A 19,452-nucleotide genomic window follows, 5' to 3' on the forward strand; every position below is an offset into this window, starting at 1 on the left:
AAAGCCTCCGATAAAGAAGGCTTGAAAGAGATTTTAAAGTTTGGTATAAATTATTCAATATTCTTTTTAAAATTTCTAGACAACGGAATTTCTATTTTTCCTTCCAGAAAAACGGAGGTTCCGTTATTGGAGACAATCGAATTTTTATTGACGATAAAAGACCTGTGAACCTGAGTGAAATTGGGTGGTAATTCTTTAATAATTTCAGAAATTTTACCTCTTACAAATTCTTTCTTTTTAGATGTATAAAGCTGTAAATAATGATCTTCCGCCTTGATGTATAAAAGTTCCTTGAGGTAGATCTTTGTTCTGTTTTTCAGCACAATATGGTCTTCTATGACCAATTGTTTTACCTTTTCCAACTCCTGAATGGTCTGCGTATGTTCTATCTGTAGAGACTCTTTTTCCTGATCCACTTTTTTCTTCCTGTAGTCTACCCTTTTCCATCGAATGAAAGAATACATAGCGATAAGAAAAACAATTCCTATCAAAACGAAATACAGTATTTTATTTTCCTGATAATTCATTGCTATTTTTTTTAGGGCGGAGATTTGTTTATCCTTTTCAACTACCTGATATTGGGTGTTTATTTGATGGATGGCTATATTTTGCTCTGTATCATTTATTTTTTTGTTTAAATGAGTATAAAGAGAATCATATTTCTTGCGGTTTGAATGGTTATTCAAATGGTCATAACTTTCCTTTAACTTCTGATATAGAAGCCTTTTGGATTTTAATTCATATTGTCGAATGGGAATTGCTTCAGCTTTCAAAAACCAATAGACAGCTTCATTATATTTTTTTTGAATGAAAAATGAATTTCCATAATTGTAATAAAGAATGAATAATTCATATTGTATTTCATGCTTTTCAGCTAAATCAATTCCTTGATTAAAAAACTTTTCTGCTTCTTTAAAATCATTTTTTGTATAATTAAAAAGTCCGAAATTATTTAAAATTTTAACTCTTGTTTCAAGATCGGTAGAATTTTTATTATAGGTATAAGCGGTATCTAAAACTTTAATGGCGGTATCAATAACATCAATATTCTTTCTTTTATCAAAATCAAATTCATAAAATTTTTCAATTGCTTTTTGATTATAGGCTAATGCTAATCTCTCATTTGACTTTGTTTTGGAGGCATAATTATAATAATCATTAAAAAAAGTATATCCATATTTGTTGTAGTTTACCTGTGAGGAAATCACTTTATGAATTTCCAGCGACAAATCGTGATACTGATTTTTATAATTTAATTTTCCAAATAGATTCCTGCTTTTCATGTAGTAGTAAAGAGCAGAGTCTTCCTGATTGAGATATTCAAAATTTTTGCCCAAAACATAGTTGTATTTTGCCAACTCTAATGAGGATTTTTCTTTAAGAATATTCCTTTTTATTGTGACTATATTTTTGGGGAACTCTTCAAATTTCTGATTCTCGAGATAACCGTTCAGACTCTGAGCTTTAATGATGATTGCAGAAAATATAAGAAATATATATTTTAATGCTTTCATGGAAGTTCTTCTACTCTCACAACTCCTCCGTCTTGTGTTTGGCGGGGGATAGGGACAAGTGCATCCTTACAAATGTCATCAATAAGCATTGCAGGCTTTACTTTACACCACGCCTTAGAGTAATCTGAAAATGTTTGTTCATCCGTTGGATCATATCCAAATTTTCTTAATCTGGCTTCAAAATAAGGAAGGAGCCTATCAAATTCCCTATAGTCTACTTCATTTAAGAAAGAAATTCTCACATAATCGCCGCTTTTCCAGTTTAGATCATTCTTAAACATAAAATTGTAAGTTATATTCTCAATGCCTGGTGTAATACAAGGACTTCCGAGATTATCATTAGAAACATTAATTACGATTCCTTTTAAAGATTTTTCTGGTTCTTCAATGTTAATAATCTCTGCTCTTCTAAAATTAAAAGGATTATTGTTAGAAATGTCTGCTAATACGGCCTCAACTCTTATGAAATCGCCGTCAATTTTAATTGTACTCATAATATTAGTTTTTTTATGGTTTATTAGTTTTGACTTAAAACAAGGTTTTTTGTGAGAAAAAATTCTTCATCTAAAAAATTTTTGATATTTCTGTCTATAAATGGCAGGTTATAAGGAAGTGTTTTTTCAACTTCATTTTTTATTTCTTCAAAAAAATGGCTAAAAGTTCCGATAAAGTTTCCTTCATTATACACTTTTTCAAATGCTTCCGTAAAAGGGCTTAACTGATCTTTAACCTGACTGTCTTTCGCAATATTCCGATCTTGAGAAGACGAAATATGATTTATCAATATATTTGCTTCCTTAAACTCTTTAAAATGCAGTTGAAAACTATTGAGGTAAGGAACTACATCAGTTAAATGAAAGTTAAAGCTTGCGTTGATAATGTAGCTCGTAGAAACTGCTTTTTTATTTAAAGTTCCGCCATAGCAACAGTCGGTTATAAGTACAACTTTAGAATTTTCTGGAAACCACGACCAGCAGTTTTTGAGCTCGTCATCGATGAAATATCTGTCATACAATATTGCGATCTGATCATAATGTGTATCTTCTTCGCCCGAAATATCATTAATAGTAAAACCGTGTCCGCAATAGGTTACGAAAAAAATGTCATCCGGCGTTATTTTCTTTGAAATAGCTCTGAGCGTGTTTAATAAATTGATGCTTGTGGCATTTTCTCCCAACAATTCAATTGTTTCAAAACCATTTTCTTCTGCGATTTTTTTGTAAAATCTTGAGTTTGCTTCCGGAGAATTAAGGCTGCTATTACTAATGAGCGAGGTTTCATTTAAACCTATGTGTAACGAATATTTTTTCATGGTATGTAGTTTTTTTATTAGTTTTTATTCAAAATCCCTTTCATTCAATAAGGTGTAGGTGAACTTATTTCCGAAAGCATTTCTTGCGTTTTTACATTTAAGCATGAATTCCTGAAAATGTCTTGCATCTGCAAAAACCTGACATCCTGCTGAAAATTGAGTGTTGTCTGAATTCCAGTCTCCATTGAACGGACCTTTGTGAATATTAATCCCAAACATTCCTGTTTCAACTATTGTTGTTGGTTTGATGTCTAAATTTCCATTTTTATTATCATCCCGATAGACTTTTACATTTCCTAATCTTTGACAAACAGCATCATATTTCCCTTGATGCTTATCTATCTTATGAGTTCCTACATATTGCCCTTCCATTAAAATGGCTGTCCCTTTGTCGTTAACAGGGTGTTCCAAATAGTATATGCTCGGATCTGTGGTTATCGGATAATAATTCACATACCAGTTCTCCATAAAGTTATGAAAAACAACTAAAGTATCGTCAAATTTTTCATGTCTTAATGCTTTATTTCTTATTCCGACGATGTTGATGTTCCAATCTACTTCGGGAGTGTTGTAAATTCTGTATTTTTTAGAATTCATAACATTCAGAATACTGTTAATGTTTGGCTGTATCATGATGATTAGTTTTTAGATTAATTCCAATCCAGCGATTGATTATTTGAATTAATTCCCCAAGCGATTCCCAAAAGTGTAAATGAATTACCATTTATTCCTTCAAAATTTTTCCCAAAACCTCCGTTGAGATAAAGATTTTGATTGATCTTGTAAGTAACCAGGCCTACAGAACGTTCATCACTCAGATCGCCTTCCCTTTTAATAAATTCGTATGATAAAGAGAATTTTTTAAATTCTACCTGAAGTCTTGCTCCATAATCAACAAAATTCATGTTGGAAAAAAGCTGAGTATCGCTGTTAAAGTAATGATTGTCTTTAAGATACCTTGAAAACAGATAAGCATTTATAAAGCTGTCATAGGTTTTTGGATCTAATGACTGAGAAAACTTTAAGGTTGCCCAAGCTCCTACTCTTCCTTGATAATTGTTTGAGAATTCTTTGTTTTCAAAAACATGATTATAGGCTGCTGCAACGTCTAAGGAAAGTTTTGGATTATTTAAAACTTTGTAGAAATCGAACTTTGAAATATCAGATTCATTATCAATATACTTCATTGCTAATTGTTGGATTTCATGTCTTTTGTCTTTAAGCAACTTTCTAATGCAGTTGTCACCACTTTCTGTACATTCATCTAACTCAAGCTTATACTTTTTTAGGATCTCATTTGTTGCTTTGACTTTGAATTTCTGATTTTTGATTTTCAAACTATCTTTAAAAATATCGAAATTCTTTTTCATTTCATCTTTATTAATACTGTAAATAGTGATAACATTCGTTCTAAATCCTATGGTTGCATTAGAATAATCTGCTTCTTTTTTTACAGAAAGTGAAAATGTGGCTTTCAATAAATTATTAAATGAATTGTATCTCTCAAAATTGTCATAATACCCATAATATTGCCATCCATTGAATTTCTTATTGATAAGTAAAGGGGTAATATCAAATGATAAGTCATCAATATTATTTAAATTCAAATTATAGGCTTTTACATATGGCTGTACAGATATTATTGAAGGTGCATTATCAAGAAGCATTTGTGATGGCGAGCTTGATACCGCAATTTTTTTCAATCCACTATCGTCTTTAATATTAACTGGATCATCCTGAGAAAAGAAAGAGTTACTTATTAAAAATGCTAATATTACTGCTATATTTTTCATGATAAATCTATATTTTTAACGATTTTTACCAATTTCTTTTTGGAAGCAGGATAGTAATCATCATATTTTGTATATACCTTATTGTTACCATTTTCACTTAAAGAATATTTTAACTCTAAGGCTTTAATTTGTTCATCTAATGATTCTTCATTGTCATACTGAAGCATTGTTTCAAAAACAAGAGTTCCGTTTTTATGATTAATACTATCTCCAATCGAAGTTGAAGGGATATTAGCTGTATTGTCTGTTGACGAAGCAACGACTTTCGAATAGAAATTTCCGTTATCAACTATTTCCAGATAGACTTCTGTAAAAATTGGTAATAGCCCGGTTACATTTGACATTTCAAAGCTTAAAGAGATTTGTCCTCCTCTTGTGTTAAAATTTTTAATTGCATTCATGATAATTAATTTTAGTTGTTAATAATTTTTATGTATAAAGTTTTTATTTCATAATTTTTTCGGCTTCTCCAGTCAAAGCCACTGCTTTTTCACCTTTTCCAAGCTCAATTTCTTTTACAAGATTGTTGTTTTTTAGGATTTCGATTTTTTTCTCAATTTCAGTATTATCTTGATTTACTTCTGTTTTGATGAGGTCAAGAAGTCTGAATTTATCCTCTTTGTTTTTGATAGATTTCATTATTTCTGTGTAAGCAGGAGTTTGAAATTGTATCAATTCTTGATCGGTTATTTGTGTTTTGTCTTCTGCAGCTAATGCAATTGTTTTTATTGTTTTGTTTGTAACCTCTTGTTTACCTTCTATACTGTCTAATTTTTTTTCAATTTTTTCAATTTTTTGAATTACTCTCCCCGTAATATTATTTAAAAAATCAAGTGATGCGTAAGAAGCAATAATGCAAAATCCAGAAAAAATTAAATAATTAACTGATTGGCCAATAATTTTATCATCCGTTCCGCTTTTTTTAATGTATAAACTATTGATGATATCACTTGAGACAAGACTAAGAAAAAGAGGTACTGTGAAAGAAGCAATAATTCCCAGACAAATGTTTTTTGATAAGACGACTCCATTACAGGTTGTGCCTTTCAATGTGTTTCCTATTCCGCCAACAATTCCGCAAATGAGCATAATATAAATCAAATTAATTGTTGGTTCGCTTAAAAAATTTAGTAATGTTAACATGGTTATTAGTTTTTGTTTTCTGAGACAAAGTTTGCTATTAATCAGGGCTCTAGCAAATAAATGTCGTGAATGACGCGAAAAATGACGTGAGTGGTAACGATGAATTTGATAATTATTAATTCAGATAATAAAACAAACTTTTAAGGGAATAATATTTGAGTTTTGAACAATAGAAAAACAAAAAGCCATGAGAAAATTCCCATGGCTTTAAACAATATATTAATTAAAAAATTTAATTAGACTTTATCTTTCGAGATCCATTTATCAACTTTTGGAGCTTCATATATTTTTATTTAAAAGAGATTCTTTCATTTTCTTATTTTTTGAATAGTAAATTTAAACGTAATATTAAGACTTCGCCATTTCTGCCCTCTTAATTTTCACTTCTTTTACGACTAAATAAGTTAATATTCCAATAGCACAAACCGCATAAGCTGTTAAAATTCCCAAGCTTAAATTCCCAACCGCCCATTTTGATGGGAAGATCTGGCTCATTAAACTCATAAACGATAAGCCTATTCCTGCACCCAGAAAATAGCTTGTGCTTGTTAAACTGGAAGCCACTCCATAATGTGAAGGCTTTACATCTTGGATACCTAAAATCGATAAACTTGTAAAACAAAACGTCATTCCAACTCCTGAGATACACGCTGCACCTAATAAAACACTTGTTAACGGATGACCAATATAAACTGACATAAATAATAAAATAGCTCCCATCAGCATAAAACTCCACCCAAAAACCCCCATTTGAGAAGGGTTTATTTTTTTTGAAATATGGGGCAGAACAAATTTTGAAATTAATGCAGACATCAAACTAAACGGAACCAACATTAATCCCGCCGAAGCCGCACTGTGATTCATATCTTTCTGCAACATCAAAGAGATCAGAAATAAAAATGAAATGAAAAATGCTCCCAAAGCAAAAAACGTAATATTAGAAATCACTAAAGATCTGTGTTTCAACAATTGTAGATCAATTAACGGTTGGGTAACCGTTTTTAAACGGTAAAATACAACTCCCAAAATAGCAAATGAGATGGCTAGAGAGCCAATAACCTGAATAGGCTGTTCTTTGATATGGAATAATTCGTGGGTTCCGTAAGTTAACGACAACAGTCCCAAAACAAGGAGAATTCCAGATATGGTATCTGTTTTTTGAACATTCGTATTCTTCTCATCCTTAGGTAGATATTGATACGAAAGAATAAGAGTTACCAAAAGAATCGGAACATTAATAAGGAAAACCCAATGCCAGCTCATATAAGTACTGATGATGCCTCCAATGGACAATCCACTACCCGATCCGATCGCTGCAAATGAGCTGAAAACGCCTAAAGCACGATTCCTTTCCTGATTTTCCCTGAAAGTATTCGTAACAATAGACAATGCAGAAGGCATGATAAATGCCGCTCCCAACCCTTGTAACGCACGGAATATGGCTAAAACCTGAAAGTTGGTTGAAAGTCCGGCGCCTAAAGACGTCAACATAAAAATGAGTCCGCCAATAAGAAATATTCTTTTACGCCCGATTTGGTCGGTTAATTTTCCTCCAATAATTAAAAATCCACCAAAAAACAGAACATACAGTGTCTGTAACCATTGAACAGTATCCGCTCCAATACCGAATTGCTCCTGAATGGAAGGAATTGTCAGGTTAATGATAGCAATATCAAGGGCTTCCACAAAAGTTCCTATCGAAGCTAAAATTAATATCAGGTTTTTTCTTGTTGGCATGATCTTCAAAATTTCTGGCAAAATTACTATTATTAGAACGTTTTTGAAAATTATGTATTAAATTTGGAACAAATATTGTCTTAATTGATTTATTAAGAACAAATGTGCTTTTAATTGAATTTTAAACCTTAAAAATAGAACAAATGACAGTCGAAAATTATTCAGTCGATGAGAAAGACCTTTCTATACTGCGTTTATTGCAGAAGGATGCGAAATTAAGCATCAGAGATATTTCGGCAAGAATTAACCTGAGCCCAACACCAACGCATGAGCGCATCAAACGTATGGAAAAACTCGGAATCATTAAAGAATACACCGCAATTGTTGACCGTAAAAAAGTGAATAAAGGGATGATGGTTGTTTGTATGATCGCACTGAACGCCCATAATAAAAGCATTGCAACAAAATTCATAGAACAGGTAAGCAAACTTAAAGAGGTGGTTGAGTTCTACAATATCAGTGGCGAGTTTGATTTTATGCTGAAAATTTTAGCACCCAATATGGACGAATTTCATGATTTTTTTGTGAATCAGCTTTCTGAGATTGAGGGTATCGGGCAAACCAAAAGTATTTTTGTAATGAACAGTATCAAAGAAAGTTCTCAAATACTCTAAAGTTAATAGTTTAAATATTAAGTAATTTATGAATTTTGGTTAATTTTAATAATTTGATCGATAGTTATTTATGAATTAATTTTACAATATATATTATTTGAATTAAGAAAATAATACAAATATTTTAATCTATTTCGCTAGATAAAATAAATATTTCAATCAATTATGTAAATTTTGCATGAAACCTAATATAATTTGCTATATTTGCGGATCGAAATAATTTTTTTTCATCATTTGTGTTTTTTTAGACCTCCTTTTTGGAGGTCTTTTTTTTTGTTTTAGATTTAAATGTAAACTATTAGTATTTAGCATATTATGATCTAAGTATAAATACTGAAAATAAAAAATAGTACTTTCTACGCTATATTATATCTCAATTAAGTGACAACTTTGTAATGTTAAACAACTTAAAAACATTACACCATGTCAAATTTCAAAATTAACATCATTGCCGGACCACTTTGGAGCAATGACGAAGCACAAAAATTAGGAGGTCGTATCGCAGCGGCACATTTAGGAAAGTTTACCGGGCAATGGAGCACCATTGTTGAGGGAGAAATGAATGTTATCGAAGTTGAGCTGAATACTCAGCCAACGGGAGACAGCGAATATACATTGGATGTTCTTGCTGGTCCTATATGGAGCATTGAGGATGCAAAAGAAGTTTGTCCTGCAATATGTGCGTCTTACGGAGGTACCTGGAACGGACAATGGACTACAGTTGTAGAAGGAAAAATGAGCGTTTGCGGCTGTGTCTTCAAATTCTAAAATAATTAAAGCTATTATGAATCTCCAAGGTAACTTGGAGATTTTTTTGTTTTTAAGACTTCTTTTTTTTGTCGTTTCAGATTAAAATATTGGCAAACTTAAACAAACTGACAAGTTTAATTTTGCATCAAAATAATTCTGTTATGATGGCAAAGACTGAAAAAAAGAAAAATACTTCTTATATTTTAGTGATAATTAATGTATTAATAGTGATTTTAGTGTCAAGCAATTTACGATCACCTATCATTTCTGTGGCTCCGGTATTAAGCGATGTGCGAGAAGCTTTAGGGTTGGATAATTTCCAGGTGAGTATGCTGACCTCTATTCCGCTGTTTATGTTTGCGACCTGTTCGGTTTTGGTGAGTCGATTTTCGCATAAATTCAGTATCAGTCGATTTTTGATGTATTCATTAATTATTTTAAGTTTTGGATTGTTCCTTAGAATTACAGGTTCTCTTTGGATGCTGTTTTTAGGATCAATATTTATCGGTTTAGGAATTTGTATCGGAAATGTAGTAACTCCTGGATATATTAAAAATAATTTCCCGAAGCAGATCGGTTTAATGACGGGGATTTTTGCCGTATCAATGAACCTTACGGCGGCTTTGGCTTCAGGTTTCAGCGTAAGAATTGGGGAATGGACTGGTTTCGGATGGCGAGGATCTCTCGGAATCTGGCTGGTTATTGCGATGTTGGGACTTTTAGTTTTAAGTCTTGAAATTATATTCAATAATAAAAATTCAGATGAGACGAAAACGGTTTTAAGTGTTTCGGATTTTAATATGTTTAAATCTTCCCAAGCTTGGAGCATCAGCGTTTTTATGGGATTGCAGTCTTTATTTTATTATTGTCTGATGACGTGGCTTCCTTCTTTGCTTACAGATTTTAATATGCAGGCAGAAAGTACGGGATGGGTTCTTTTTGTGATTCAAATTACGATGATTCCGGTTGCTTTTTGCTGCCCGATTATCGCGAGTAAAATGAAAAATCAGAGAATCTTGATTGTTTTTATTTGCTCTTTAATGTTTGCAAGTACGATGATGTTTGTATGGTTACAATCTCAATGGATCTATGTAAATGCTGTTATCATCGGGATTTCCAATGGATTATCTTTTAGTTTATCTATTTTATTCTTTTCAACAAGAACAAAAAACAGCGCGAATGCGATCAAAATTTCAGGAATGGCTCAGTCTGTCGGATATTTAATTGCCGCATTTGGCCCGCCAATTTTCGGAAAACTACATGATTGGGATATTTCCTGGAAAAGTTCTTTTTATTTTTTAAGTTGTGCTGTAATTCTGATGTTTTATTTTGGAATGAAAGCTGCGAAGAATAGAAACGTTGAGGATTAATTTGCTTGTCAACTATATAATTAAGATATTCATTTTGCCACCCCTAGGAATCTCCATATCGCAAATAAAGAACAGTAGAGATTTCTACGGGTAGCAAAGTGTGTGTGTATTTATGTTTTAATTAATTCTTCCTCAATTTTAAATTTACCCAACACCTCTAGAATATTTTTATAAATAAAATCCAATTCTTCGGAAGTAATACAGTAAGGCGGAACCAGATACATCACATTTCCCAAAGGCCGCATGATAATTCCTCGTAAGAGAAATGCGTCATACAGCATCTTTCCTATTTCATTAAAATAAGAAGTTCCCTGATCTGTTTTAAATTCCCAAGCGAGAATGGTTCCTGTCTGACGAACATTCTCAACATTTGAGTGTTGTTTTAACATAGTTGAAAACTGAAAATGCTGCTCAGAAATTCGTTGAATATTCTGCTGTGTTTCTTCATTTAATAATAATTCCATACTCGCCAAAGCAGCGGTGCACGACAGCGGATTGGCGGTAAAAGAATGCCCGTGAAACAACGTTTTATATTTATCATCCGACAAAAAAGCATTGTAAATTTCATTGGAGCAGGTTGTGATTCCCATAGGTAACGTTCCTCCTGTCAGGCCTTTAGAAAAACACATAATATCAGGCTTTTCTGAAAGATGATTGGCGGCAAACAGTTTTCCTGTTCGTCCAAAACCCGTGAAAACTTCATCCTGAACCATTAAAATTTCCTGCTCTCTGCAAAATTTCATTAATTCATCCAAATGGTTGGCTTCATACATCAACATTCCTGCAGCCCCTTGAATTAAAGGTTCGTAGATAAAACAAGCTATTTCATCGGCTACATTTTTAATCTGATTTTTTAAATTTTCCAGATTTTCAGAAGTCGGAGTATCAATGAAGATAACTTCAAACAGCATTTCCCCGAAAGGTTTTGTCCATACACTTCTTCCGCTCACAGACATGGCACCGAAAGTATCTCCGTGGTATGCATTTTTAAAAGCTAAAATTTTAGTCTTTTCTTTTCCTTTATTATAGCAATATTGAATACACATTTTCAATGCAACTTCCACTGCTGTCGAACCATTATCAGAGTAAAAAACTTTCTGTTGATTATTCGGAAGCAGATGTAATAAGTTTTCGGAAAGCTGTATTGCCGGTTCATGCGTAAAACCTGCAAAAATAACCTGTTCCAATGTATTCAATTGTTCAGAAATACGTTGTGCAATATATGGATGAGCATGCCCGTGCAAGGTCACCCACCATGAAGAAACGGCATCAATATATTTTTTTCCTTCGTTATCATAAAGATAAACGCCTTTTCCTCTAACGATGGGAATAGCATCACTTGCTGTTTTCATTTGGGTATAAGGATGCCAGTTAACGGCTTTGTCACGTTCTTGTAAGTTCATAGGTAATTTCCAAATTTATATTTCCAATTGGGCATTCACAATTCATAATCTTAACATTAGACTAGGTTTGTTTTCCAGGTTTCAAACTGATCCATTCCTTTTTCTGTTTCTCTTTTCATGGGTTTTAAGCCTAAAGTCTGCAACATCTGCATATCTTCCGAAACGCCTGGATTTGGCGTTACCAATAAGGTTTCTCTTTCTCCTGTAAAAATAGAATTGGCTCCGGCCATAAAGCACCAGCCTTGCTCAAATTCTGTCATTTCAATTCTTCCTGCGCTTAGACGAACCATGGATGAGGGCATTACAATTCTTGCTGTAGCGATCATTCTTACCATTTCCCAGGTATCCGTTTTTTCATTGTTTTGAAGCGGAGTTCCTGCTACTCTTGCTAATGCATTGATGGGAACTGATTCAGGATGCTTTGGCATGGTTGCTAAGGTTAACAGCATTGAAATTCTGTCCTTGTGTGTTTCTCCCAATCCGATAATTCCTCCTGAACAAACTGTTATTCCTGCTTTTCTGACGTTATTGATGGTATTAATTCTATTATCAAAAGTTCGGGTAGAAATAATCTCTTCATAATATTGTTCCGAAGTGTCAAGATTATGATTGTAAGCGTACAGACCGGCTTCCTGCAAACGAATTGCTTGGTCTTCTGTCAACATTCCTAACGTACAGCAAACTTCAAGGCCAAGATCATTGACTCCCTTCACCATATCGATCACGCGATCAAAATCACGGTTATTTCTTACTTCTCTCCATGCCGCAGCCATGCAAAAACGGGAAGAACCATTGTCTTTTGCCTTTTGGGCGTGAGCAATTACGGTTTCTGTAGGCAACAACGCCTGAACTTTAATGTTGGTATGATAACGTGCAGCTTGTCCACAGTACGAACAGTCTTCTGTACAACCACCTGTTTTAATGGATAGTAAAGTAGACATCTGTACTTCTTCCGGATTGTGCCATTCACGATGAACGGTTGCTGCTTTGTAGATTAATTCAAGTAAAGGTTGATGATAAATTTCTTCTATTTGTTCTTTGGTCCAATTATTTCTAATTTCTGTTTTTCTATCCATTATCCTAAATGTGTTAATTGTTTTGTACTTTTTTCTATATTTTCTTTTGTTATATTTTCAATGTCCGGAATTCTGATGACTTTTGTCTCATCTGTAATATGATTGCAGATTACTCTTTCTGTATCAGATGGAAAATTTCCGTTAAGAATCAAATATTTTAGATTAATTTTTTTTTGATTTAAAGCCATGATCGATAATAAGCTGTGATTGATGCATCCTAAATAATTCCTCACAACCAAAACCACAGGAATATTCAATCTTTCAATTAAATCAATCATAAATTCTTTGTCTGAAAGCGGAACCATCAATCCTCCGGCTCCTTCTACGATTAGATTACTCTGTGTTTCAGGAAGTTTAAAATCATTGATGCTAATTAAAACTCCTTCTTCCGAAGCTGATTGATGGGGCGATGCAGCCAATTGTAATCGATAAGTTTCAGGATGAATAACTATATTTTCACCAACCCAATCTTGAATTTTTATGCTGTCTGAAAAATGTAAATCTCCAGACTGAATTGGTTTCCAGTAATCAGCTTTAAAATATTTCGTTAAAATTGCCGAGCAAACGGTTTTTCCTACTTCTGTTCCGATTCCGGTTACGAAAAGTTGTATTGGTTTCGAGTTTCGAGTTTCTGGTTTTGTATTCATACTTTTTTTATTCATCCACTTGGTCATGCCGGTATGAATCTAGATTATTGTGCTAATTCAATACATTTTTTAGATTCGGAATGATAGCTATATGGGTGTTTTTACTTCAAATAAGTTCCTTAGTAATTTTCGTTAGCTGTATAATCTCTTCTTCTGTATTAAAGCTGTGCAGGCAAATCCTCAATCTTTCCGATCCTTCTTTTACGGTCGGACTGAAAACGGCGTAGGTTGAAAATCCTTCATTTAATAAAGTTTCCTTTAAAATTTTCAAACGATTATTATCCGGAATTACAATCGCCTGAATCGGACTATTTTCAGATGACGGAGTTTTTAAGTTTTGCTGACGAAAAATTTTAATATTTTCCTGTAATTTTATTGATAGTTCAGAATTTGATTTTAAAAATTCATAGCCTGTTTTTATACTCATCCACTGAATGTCCTGAGCTGAAGTTGTATAGATAAAAGGAGATGCAAAATTGACGAGATATGACTTTATAATATCATCACAAAGTATTGCTGCTCCATGTGCTCCAAGAGCTTTCCCAAAAGTGATAACGGTTGCTAAAACTCGATTCTTTAATTGATATTTCTCAACCAAACCATATCCAAAAACACCAAAAGCATGCGCTTCATCTACAATTAAGCTGGCTTTATATTTTTCTACAATTTGAATTATTTCCTGAATGGGAGCCACATCACCATCCATCGAATATAAACTTTCTACAGTGACATAACAGTTTCCATGTTGCTTTTTTAAAACTTGCTCTAAATCTTCAACATCATTATGTTTAAATTTCAACTTTTTAGCATGCGACATTTTACAGGCATCATGCACGGAACGATGAATTTTTTCATCAACAATAATCGTGTCATGACGAGTTGGAAGTGTTGAAAATAAAGCCAGGTTTGCATTATAGCCTGACGAAAAAAGTAAAGCTGAGGGATATTGATGCTCTCGAGCAATAAGATTTTCGGTTTCAATAACGGTTGAACTGTTTCCGCTTATCAACCTCGAACCAGTACTTCCCGAGAGTAACTGAGGATTTTCTATAATTTGTTTTAATAATAAATTTTGTAATTCACTATTTCTCGCCAATCCAAGATAGTCGTTAGAATAAAAATCTATTACTTCGGATTTGGGCTGTAAAATTCTCAAAGTTCCTTCTTCTCTTCTTTTTTCTAAAGCTTCCTGAAAATGGTGAAAATTTTTAAGCATAGTTAAACTTTGTAACTTCCTCAATAATGGCATTGATCCATTGGTCATGAAGCTCATGCTCTATTTTTAAAATATTTTCAGCGTGAGGTTTCCAATTTTCAGAAAATTCATCCAATTGATTGATCATTTCCTCCAAATGCCCTTCTTCTTCTAAAATTATTGATTTAACCATTATTTTAGAAGACGTTTTTGTAAGAATATCCTGATAAACCGGATACAATTCATCGGCACGAACTTCAATCGCATAAGTCACAAAAAGATAGGCTGCATATTTCAGCTCTTCTTTTGTTAAGCTAAAATTATTCTGAAGGTATTTACAGGCTTTAACATCCAAAGAATGAAGATATTGTCGTGTGGCAATTGAGGCTAAAAGCTCTTTTCTATCATAGGTTTTACAAAATTCAGAATCCAATTTTCCGATTTGTTTTTTAAGATAATAAGCGTGGCGATGCTCTTCTGCAGCGTGTTTGAGTTGTATTAAACTTACTTTCGTAGGGTGCTCACAAGCAGAAATTTTCCTTGCTCCGGCATTTTCCATGAAAGAAAGTGTGTTTAGCCACTTGGCATGAGCTTCATTATCCTGTACAATTCTTTCGAGTAGATTGTAGAATTCCATAGATTTTTATTTTATGGTTCAAATGTAGTATATTGCCGGATGGTTGAATGGTGCCAGTTTTGATATTATGGATAGTCCGGTTGAAATTCCTTATAAAAGTTTTGTGGAAATTGATAGAAAATCTGAAACTTCTATCTACATGCAAATTGCGAATCAGTTGATCAATGCAATACAGAGAGGCTATATTCCTTTTGGTATAAAGCTTCCGGGAACAAGAGCTTTAAGTCAGATTTTGGAGGTGCATCGCAATACGATTGTTACGGTTTATGATGAATTATTTGCCCAAGGATGGGTAGAAAGCCTTCCCAATAAAGGAACTTTTGTCATCGGAAAGAATCAGGAGAAACCATTAGAAATTAAGAGTTTTGAGAAAAAACATCTTGAAAACTATCCAAAATCGACAGGTTTTTCTTTTAAAACCTCAAATATTCTGGATAATCCTTTTGAGCATTCAACTTGTGAGTATATTTTCAATGATGGGGTGCCGGATATCAGATTAACACAGATCGATCAACATTCTAAACTCTATAGTTCTATTCTAAAAAGAAAGTCACAGCAAAAAATGTTGGGGCATTACAATCATGATGGAAGTGAATTTTTCAAGAAAAACCTTTCCCATTATCTCAATTTATCACGAGGATTGCCCATTTCGAAGAATAATCTTCTGATTACCAGAAGCACAGAAATGAGTATTTATATTGTCTCTGAAATATTATTATCCCAAGGAGATACCGTTTTGGTGGGAGCTTTAAGTTATTTTTCGGTGAATATGATCTTTCAAAAAGCAGGGGTTGATATTGTTTCAATTCCTATTGATGAAGAAGGAATCATCGTTGAAAGTGTAAGAGAAGCCTGTCAAAAACAAAAGATCAGGATGCTTTATATTACGCCCCATCACCACTATCCTACCACGGTCACCTTGAGTGCAAAACGAAGATTGGAACTTCTTAATTTAGCCAACGAATATGGCTTTATCATTCTTGAAGACGATTATGATTATGAATTTCATTACGATAAAAGTCCGATTCTTCCTTTATCCAGCGCAGATACGAATGGAATGGTTATTTACATTGGCTCTTTCGGAAAATCCCTTGCTCCCGGATTTCGTACAGGATTTATAGTGGCGCCCGAAAATTTAATGATCGAAATGCGAAAATACCTAGGAATTATCGACAGGCAAGGCGATGTTTTAATGGAACGAGTTCTTGGAGAGATGATTGCTGAGGGTGAGATTAATCGTTATTTAAAAAAATTATTGAAAGTATATCAGGAAAGACGGGATCATTTTTGTGATTTGCTGAATGAACATTTAGGAGATTCCATCAATTTTCAAAAACCTTCGGGAGGCCTCGCCATCTGGGGAGAATGGAATATTCCCATCAATCTGATGAAGTTGAGCCGCCGGTGTGCGCAAAATAATCTATTTATTCCCAAAACATTACTTTATCAGAATAAAAATATTACTGCAATGAGATTAGGATTTGGAAATTTAAATTTTGATGAAATGGAAAAAAGTGTAGAAATTTTTTCTAAAACGGTAAAATTGCTTACCTGATTACTTTTTTTGGTTAGATTTTTGAATTGTAATAGCTAAACCAATCACACCATTGAAACTAATCACGTTCACCAATAAAGGTATTTACTGTCCGCAAGGAAAATTTTACATTGATCCCTGGCGACCTGTTGATTATGCAGTTATCACACATGGTCACGCAGATCATGCCCGTTGGGGAATGAAAAAATACCTGTGTCACCATTTCACAAAACCTATTCTGCATCAAAGAATTTCTCCGGATATTGAATGCCAGACATTACAATATGGCGAAGTCTTGGATATTAACGGAGTTAAACTCTCACTTCATCCGGCAGGCCATATCATTGGTTCTGCTCAAATTCGTTTGGAATATAAAGGATATGTAAGTGTTGTTTCCGGAGATTACAAAGTTCAGGATGATGGATTGAGTACTCCCTTTGAATTGGTAAAGTGCAATGAATTCGTGACAGAAAGCACTTTCGGACTTCCCATTTATAATTGGCTGGAAGTTCCTGATCTTAATAAAAGACTTCAAAACTGGGTTTTGCGAAATCAGGAAAATCAAAAAACATCTGTTTTTATCGGTTATTCTTTAGGGAAAGCTCAGAGAATTATGAAAGCGGTGGAGGGAATGGGGAAAATCCATGTTCACTACTCTATTGGTAAACTCAACAAAGCATTTGAAGAGGTCGGAATTATACTTCCTGACTATGAAATTCCAGATTTTAGGGAAAGTATAAAACATGTTCAAGGTGATATTGTGATTGTTCCGCCAGCTTTGTTAGATAGTAATGTTATCAAAAAAATACCGGATGCTGCTACAGCAATTTGTTCAGGCTGGATGCAGGTTCGCGGTGCCCGAAGATGGCGAAGTGCCGATGCCGGATTTCCTATGAGCGATCATGCCGATTGGAAAGGTTTATTGCAAGCTATTAAAGCGACAGAAGCAGAAATTGTTCATGTAACCCATGGGCAAACTGAAGTTTTTTCTAAATATTTAAATGAAATCGGAATAAAATCCGATGTTGTAGAAACTTTGTATGGCGATGATGAAGAACAGGAAGAAGAAAAAGAAACTATTGAAAATCCTAAGCCATGAAACATTTTGCAGAATTGATCAACGCTTTGGAAAGCACCAACAAAACAAACGCAAAAATTGATGCCATTATTGATTATCTGGAACGCGCCCCCGATGAAGATAAGTTGTGGTTTATCGCTTTGTTCACAGGTAAAAGGCCGAAACGAAATGTCAACACTAATTATATGAAAGAATGGGCTTTGGAAATTACCCAATTACCATTTTGGCTGTTTCAGGAAAGCTATTCTTCGGTTGGAGATCTTGGTGAAACTATTTCGTTAATTCTCCCTCCTCCAACGGAAAAAATTGATAAAACATTATCTGAATGGATGAATGAAATTATCAGTTTAAAAAATAAATCAGAAGCAGAAAAGAAAGAATTTGTTCTGCATTCCTGGAATGGATTAGATTATACAGAACGTTTGATTTTCAATAAATTACTGGGCGGAAGTTTTCGTATTGGAGTCTCTTCTAAGACTTTAATTAATTCTTTAACAAAGTTTTCAGGACAGGAATCGAGTACGCTAATGCATAGCTTAATGGGCAAATGGCAACCTGATGAAGTTTCATTTAAAGAACTGATTTCTGCGGAAAATATTAACCCGGATAATTCAAAACCCTATCCTTTCTGTTTGGCTTACCCTTTAGAAAAAGAATTGGATGATCTGGGAACTCCGGAAGAATGGCAAATTGAATATAAATGGGACGGAATTCGTGGACAGATTATCAGAAGAAATGATGAAGTTTTCATTTGGTCGAGAGGAGAAGAATTGGTGACAGGACAATTCCCCGAAGTTGCAGAAACAATACAGTCAATGAAAGGAAACTTTGTTTTGGATGGAGAAATATTAGCCATAAAAGATGATAAGGTTTTAAATTTTAATGAATTACAAAAAAGATTAAACCGAAAAAATTTAACTAAAAAAATGCTTTCGGAAATCCCGATTGAAGTTTTCTGTTATGACCTTCTGGAATTGGAAGGAACTGATTTACGAGAAAAACCGATCTCTGGAAGACGCACCATGCTGGAAGAATTATTATTAAATCAAGCCCCTGAAAATATTAAACTTTCTCAGGTTATTGATTTTGAAAATTGGGAAGATCTCAATCAAATCAGAGAAAATTCCAGAGATATTAATAGTGAAGGTTTGATGTTAAAACAAAAGAATTCTCCCTACCATTCCGGACGAAAAAAAGGAGATTGGTGGAAATGGAAAATTAACCCATTAACCATTGATGCAGTTTTGATTTATGCGCAAAAAGGAAGCGGAAGACGAAGCGCTTATTACACAGACTACAGTTTTGCCGTGAAAAATGGCGATGCTTTGGTCACCATTGCAAAGGCATATTCAGGCTTAACGGATAAAGAAATCATGGAGGTAAGTAAGTTTGTCAATAAAAATGCCATTGAAAAATTCGGGCCTGTTCGTACCGTAAAACCGGAGTTGGTTTTTGAGATCGCTTTTGAAGGAATTGGTTTCAGCAATCGACATAAAAGTGGTGTCGCATTACGATTTCCAAGAATTGTAAGATGGCGGAAAGATAAAACCGTGAATGAAATTGATGATTTGGAAGAGATTAAGAAATTGATACAATAAATTAAATTTATAAACGCAAAGACACGAAGAATTTATTTATAATTGAAAATA

19 protein-coding genes are annotated in these 19,452 nt (G+C 33.6%); 6 read left to right on the top strand and 13 right to left on the bottom strand.

Annotated elements, in window-relative coordinates:
• Positions 1-50: 50 nt before the first annotated feature.
• From BT156_RS00985 to BT156_RS01020, 8 genes are all read right to left on the bottom strand, one after another.
• Positions 51-1,514: a LytTR family transcriptional regulator gene (locus tag BT156_RS00985; RefSeq protein ID WP_072406331.1), complete on the bottom strand. Its 1,464-nt coding sequence runs from the start codon at positions 1,512-1,514 to the stop codon at positions 51-53.
• Positions 1,511-2,008 (bottom strand): hypothetical protein, encoded by a 498-nt coding sequence (locus tag BT156_RS00990; RefSeq protein WP_072406333.1) that lies wholly within the window; start codon positions 2,006-2,008, stop codon positions 1,511-1,513. The genes BT156_RS00985 and BT156_RS00990 overlap by 4 nt, the downstream gene beginning before the upstream one ends.
• A 23-nt stretch (positions 2,009-2,031) precedes the next feature.
• Complete coding sequence (locus BT156_RS00995; RefSeq protein WP_072406335.1) at positions 2,032-2,826, bottom strand: caspase family protein; 795 nt, start codon at positions 2,824-2,826, stop codon at positions 2,032-2,034.
• A gap of 24 nt (positions 2,827-2,850) precedes the next feature.
• Positions 2,851-3,459, bottom strand: a complete 609-nt coding sequence (locus BT156_RS01000; RefSeq protein WP_072406337.1) for a hypothetical protein — start codon at positions 3,457-3,459, stop codon at positions 2,851-2,853.
• A 17-nt stretch (positions 3,460-3,476) separates the two neighbouring features.
• Positions 3,477-4,619, bottom strand: a complete 1,143-nt coding sequence (locus tag BT156_RS01005) for a hypothetical protein (protein ID WP_072406339.1) — start codon at positions 4,617-4,619, stop codon at positions 3,477-3,479.
• Positions 4,616-5,020 carry a hypothetical protein gene (locus BT156_RS01010; protein WP_072406341.1) on the bottom strand — a complete coding sequence of 135 codons (405 nt, stop codon included), beginning with the start codon at positions 5,018-5,020 and terminating at the stop codon, positions 4,616-4,618. The genes BT156_RS01005 and BT156_RS01010 overlap by 4 nt, the downstream gene beginning before the upstream one ends.
• Positions 5,021-5,063: 43 nt before the next feature.
• A complete protein-coding gene (locus tag BT156_RS01015) occupies positions 5,064-5,762 on the bottom strand; it encodes a YEATS-associated helix-containing protein (RefSeq protein ID WP_072406343.1) in 699 nt (232 codons plus the stop codon).
• A 348-nt stretch (positions 5,763-6,110) separates the two neighbouring features.
• A complete protein-coding gene (locus tag BT156_RS01020) occupies positions 6,111-7,499 on the bottom strand; it encodes an MFS transporter (RefSeq protein ID WP_072406345.1) in 1,389 nt (462 codons plus the stop codon).
• A 143-nt stretch (positions 7,500-7,642) separates the two neighbouring features.
• Here BT156_RS01020 and BT156_RS01025 point away from each other — a divergent pair, with 143 nt between their 5' ends.
• The 3 genes from BT156_RS01025 to BT156_RS01035 all read left to right on the top strand — a co-directional run bounded on the left by BT156_RS01025 (position 7,643) and on the right by BT156_RS01035 (position 10,233).
• Complete coding sequence (locus BT156_RS01025; RefSeq protein WP_072406347.1) at positions 7,643-8,113, top strand: Lrp/AsnC family transcriptional regulator; 471 nt, start codon at positions 7,643-7,645, stop codon at positions 8,111-8,113.
• Between the two features lie 423 nt (positions 8,114-8,536).
• Entirely contained in the window at positions 8,537-8,881 is a 345-nt protein-coding gene (locus BT156_RS01030) for a mannan-binding lectin (RefSeq protein ID WP_072406349.1), read from the top strand.
• 143 nt (positions 8,882-9,024) lie between these two features.
• On the top strand, positions 9,025-10,233 hold the full coding sequence (locus BT156_RS01035; protein ID WP_228429914.1) for a CynX/NimT family MFS transporter: 1,209 nt from the start codon (positions 9,025-9,027) through the stop codon (positions 10,231-10,233).
• A gap of 110 nt (positions 10,234-10,343) precedes the next feature.
• Here the strand turns inward: BT156_RS01035 and bioA are convergent, their stop codons facing one another.
• From bioA to BT156_RS01060, 5 genes are all read right to left on the bottom strand, one after another.
• A complete protein-coding gene (bioA, locus tag BT156_RS01040) occupies positions 10,344-11,636 on the bottom strand; it encodes an adenosylmethionine--8-amino-7-oxononanoate transaminase (protein WP_072406353.1) in 1,293 nt (430 codons plus the stop codon).
• Positions 11,637-11,692: 56 nt separating this feature from the next.
• Positions 11,693-12,712 (bottom strand): biotin synthase BioB, encoded by a 1,020-nt coding sequence (gene bioB, locus BT156_RS01045; RefSeq protein ID WP_072406355.1) that lies wholly within the window; start codon positions 12,710-12,712, stop codon positions 11,693-11,695.
• Entirely contained in the window at positions 12,712-13,359 is a 648-nt protein-coding gene (bioD, locus tag BT156_RS01050) for a dethiobiotin synthase (protein WP_072406954.1), read from the bottom strand. The genes bioB and bioD overlap by 1 nt, the downstream gene beginning before the upstream one ends.
• 106 nt (positions 13,360-13,465) lie before the next feature.
• On the bottom strand, positions 13,466-14,575 hold the full coding sequence (locus BT156_RS01055; RefSeq protein WP_072406357.1) for an aminotransferase class I/II-fold pyridoxal phosphate-dependent enzyme: 1,110 nt from the start codon (positions 14,573-14,575) through the stop codon (positions 13,466-13,468).
• Complete coding sequence (locus tag BT156_RS01060; RefSeq protein ID WP_072406359.1) at positions 14,568-15,191, bottom strand: hypothetical protein; 624 nt, start codon at positions 15,189-15,191, stop codon at positions 14,568-14,570. The genes BT156_RS01055 and BT156_RS01060 overlap by 8 nt, the downstream gene beginning before the upstream one ends.
• Before the next feature lie 67 nt (positions 15,192-15,258).
• Here BT156_RS01060 and pdxR point away from each other — a divergent pair, with 67 nt between their 5' ends.
• From pdxR to BT156_RS01075, 3 genes are read left to right on the top strand one after another with little or no spacing between them, the layout of a single operon-like run.
• Positions 15,259-16,746, top strand: coding sequence for a MocR-like pyridoxine biosynthesis transcription factor PdxR (pdxR, locus tag BT156_RS01065; RefSeq protein WP_072406361.1), 1,488 nt, complete (start codon positions 15,259-15,261; stop codon positions 16,744-16,746).
• 52 nt (positions 16,747-16,798) lie between these two features.
• Positions 16,799-17,824, top strand: coding sequence for a ligase-associated DNA damage response exonuclease (locus BT156_RS01070; protein ID WP_072406363.1), 1,026 nt, complete (start codon positions 16,799-16,801; stop codon positions 17,822-17,824).
• Positions 17,821-19,401 carry an ATP-dependent DNA ligase gene (locus BT156_RS01075; protein ID WP_072406365.1) on the top strand — a complete coding sequence of 527 codons (1,581 nt, stop codon included), beginning with the start codon at positions 17,821-17,823 and terminating at the stop codon, positions 19,399-19,401. Before BT156_RS01070 ends, BT156_RS01075 begins: the two co-directional genes overlap by 4 nt.
• Positions 19,402-19,452: the final 51 nt, after the last annotated feature.

Source organism: Chryseobacterium limigenitum (assembly GCF_900114875.1).
Taxonomy (GTDB): domain Bacteria; phylum Bacteroidota; class Bacteroidia; order Flavobacteriales; family Weeksellaceae; genus Chryseobacterium; species Chryseobacterium limigenitum.

Coding starts and splice junctions, on each gene's coding strand:
- BT156_RS00985 (WP_072406331.1), bottom strand. CDS start 1,514: ATGAAAGCATTAAAATATATATTTCTTATATTTTCTGCAATCATCATT.
- BT156_RS00990 (WP_072406333.1), bottom strand. CDS start 2,008: ATGAGTACAATTAAAATTGACGGCGATTTCATAAGAGTTGAGGCCGTA.
- BT156_RS00995 (WP_072406335.1), bottom strand. CDS start 2,826: ATGAAAAAATATTCGTTACACATAGGTTTAAATGAAACCTCGCTCATT.
- BT156_RS01000 (WP_072406337.1), bottom strand. CDS start 3,459: ATGATACAGCCAAACATTAACAGTATTCTGAATGTTATGAATTCTAAA.
- BT156_RS01005 (WP_072406339.1), bottom strand. CDS start 4,619: ATGAAAAATATAGCAGTAATATTAGCATTTTTAATAAGTAACTCTTTC.
- BT156_RS01010 (WP_072406341.1), bottom strand. CDS start 5,020: ATGAATGCAATTAAAAATTTTAACACAAGAGGAGGACAAATCTCTTTA.
- BT156_RS01015 (WP_072406343.1), bottom strand. CDS start 5,762: ATGTTAACATTACTAAATTTTTTAAGCGAACCAACAATTAATTTGATT.
- BT156_RS01020 (WP_072406345.1), bottom strand. CDS start 7,499: ATGCCAACAAGAAAAAACCTGATATTAATTTTAGCTTCGATAGGAACT.
- BT156_RS01025 (WP_072406347.1), top strand. CDS start 7,643: ATGACAGTCGAAAATTATTCAGTCGATGAGAAAGACCTTTCTATACTG.
- BT156_RS01030 (WP_072406349.1), top strand. CDS start 8,537: ATGTCAAATTTCAAAATTAACATCATTGCCGGACCACTTTGGAGCAAT.
- BT156_RS01035 (WP_228429914.1), top strand. CDS start 9,025: ATGATGGCAAAGACTGAAAAAAAGAAAAATACTTCTTATATTTTAGTG.
- bioA (WP_072406353.1), bottom strand. CDS start 11,636: ATGAACTTACAAGAACGTGACAAAGCCGTTAACTGGCATCCTTATACC.
- bioB (WP_072406355.1), bottom strand. CDS start 12,712: ATGGATAGAAAAACAGAAATTAGAAATAATTGGACCAAAGAACAAATA.
- bioD (WP_072406954.1), bottom strand. CDS start 13,359: ATGAATACAAAACCAGAAACTCGAAACTCGAAACCAATACAACTTTTC.
- BT156_RS01055 (WP_072406357.1), bottom strand. CDS start 14,575: ATGCTTAAAAATTTTCACCATTTTCAGGAAGCTTTAGAAAAAAGAAGA.
- BT156_RS01060 (WP_072406359.1), bottom strand. CDS start 15,191: ATGGAATTCTACAATCTACTCGAAAGAATTGTACAGGATAATGAAGCT.
- pdxR (WP_072406361.1), top strand. CDS start 15,259: ATGGATAGTCCGGTTGAAATTCCTTATAAAAGTTTTGTGGAAATTGAT.
- BT156_RS01075 (WP_072406365.1), top strand. CDS start 17,821: ATGAAACATTTTGCAGAATTGATCAACGCTTTGGAAAGCACCAACAAA.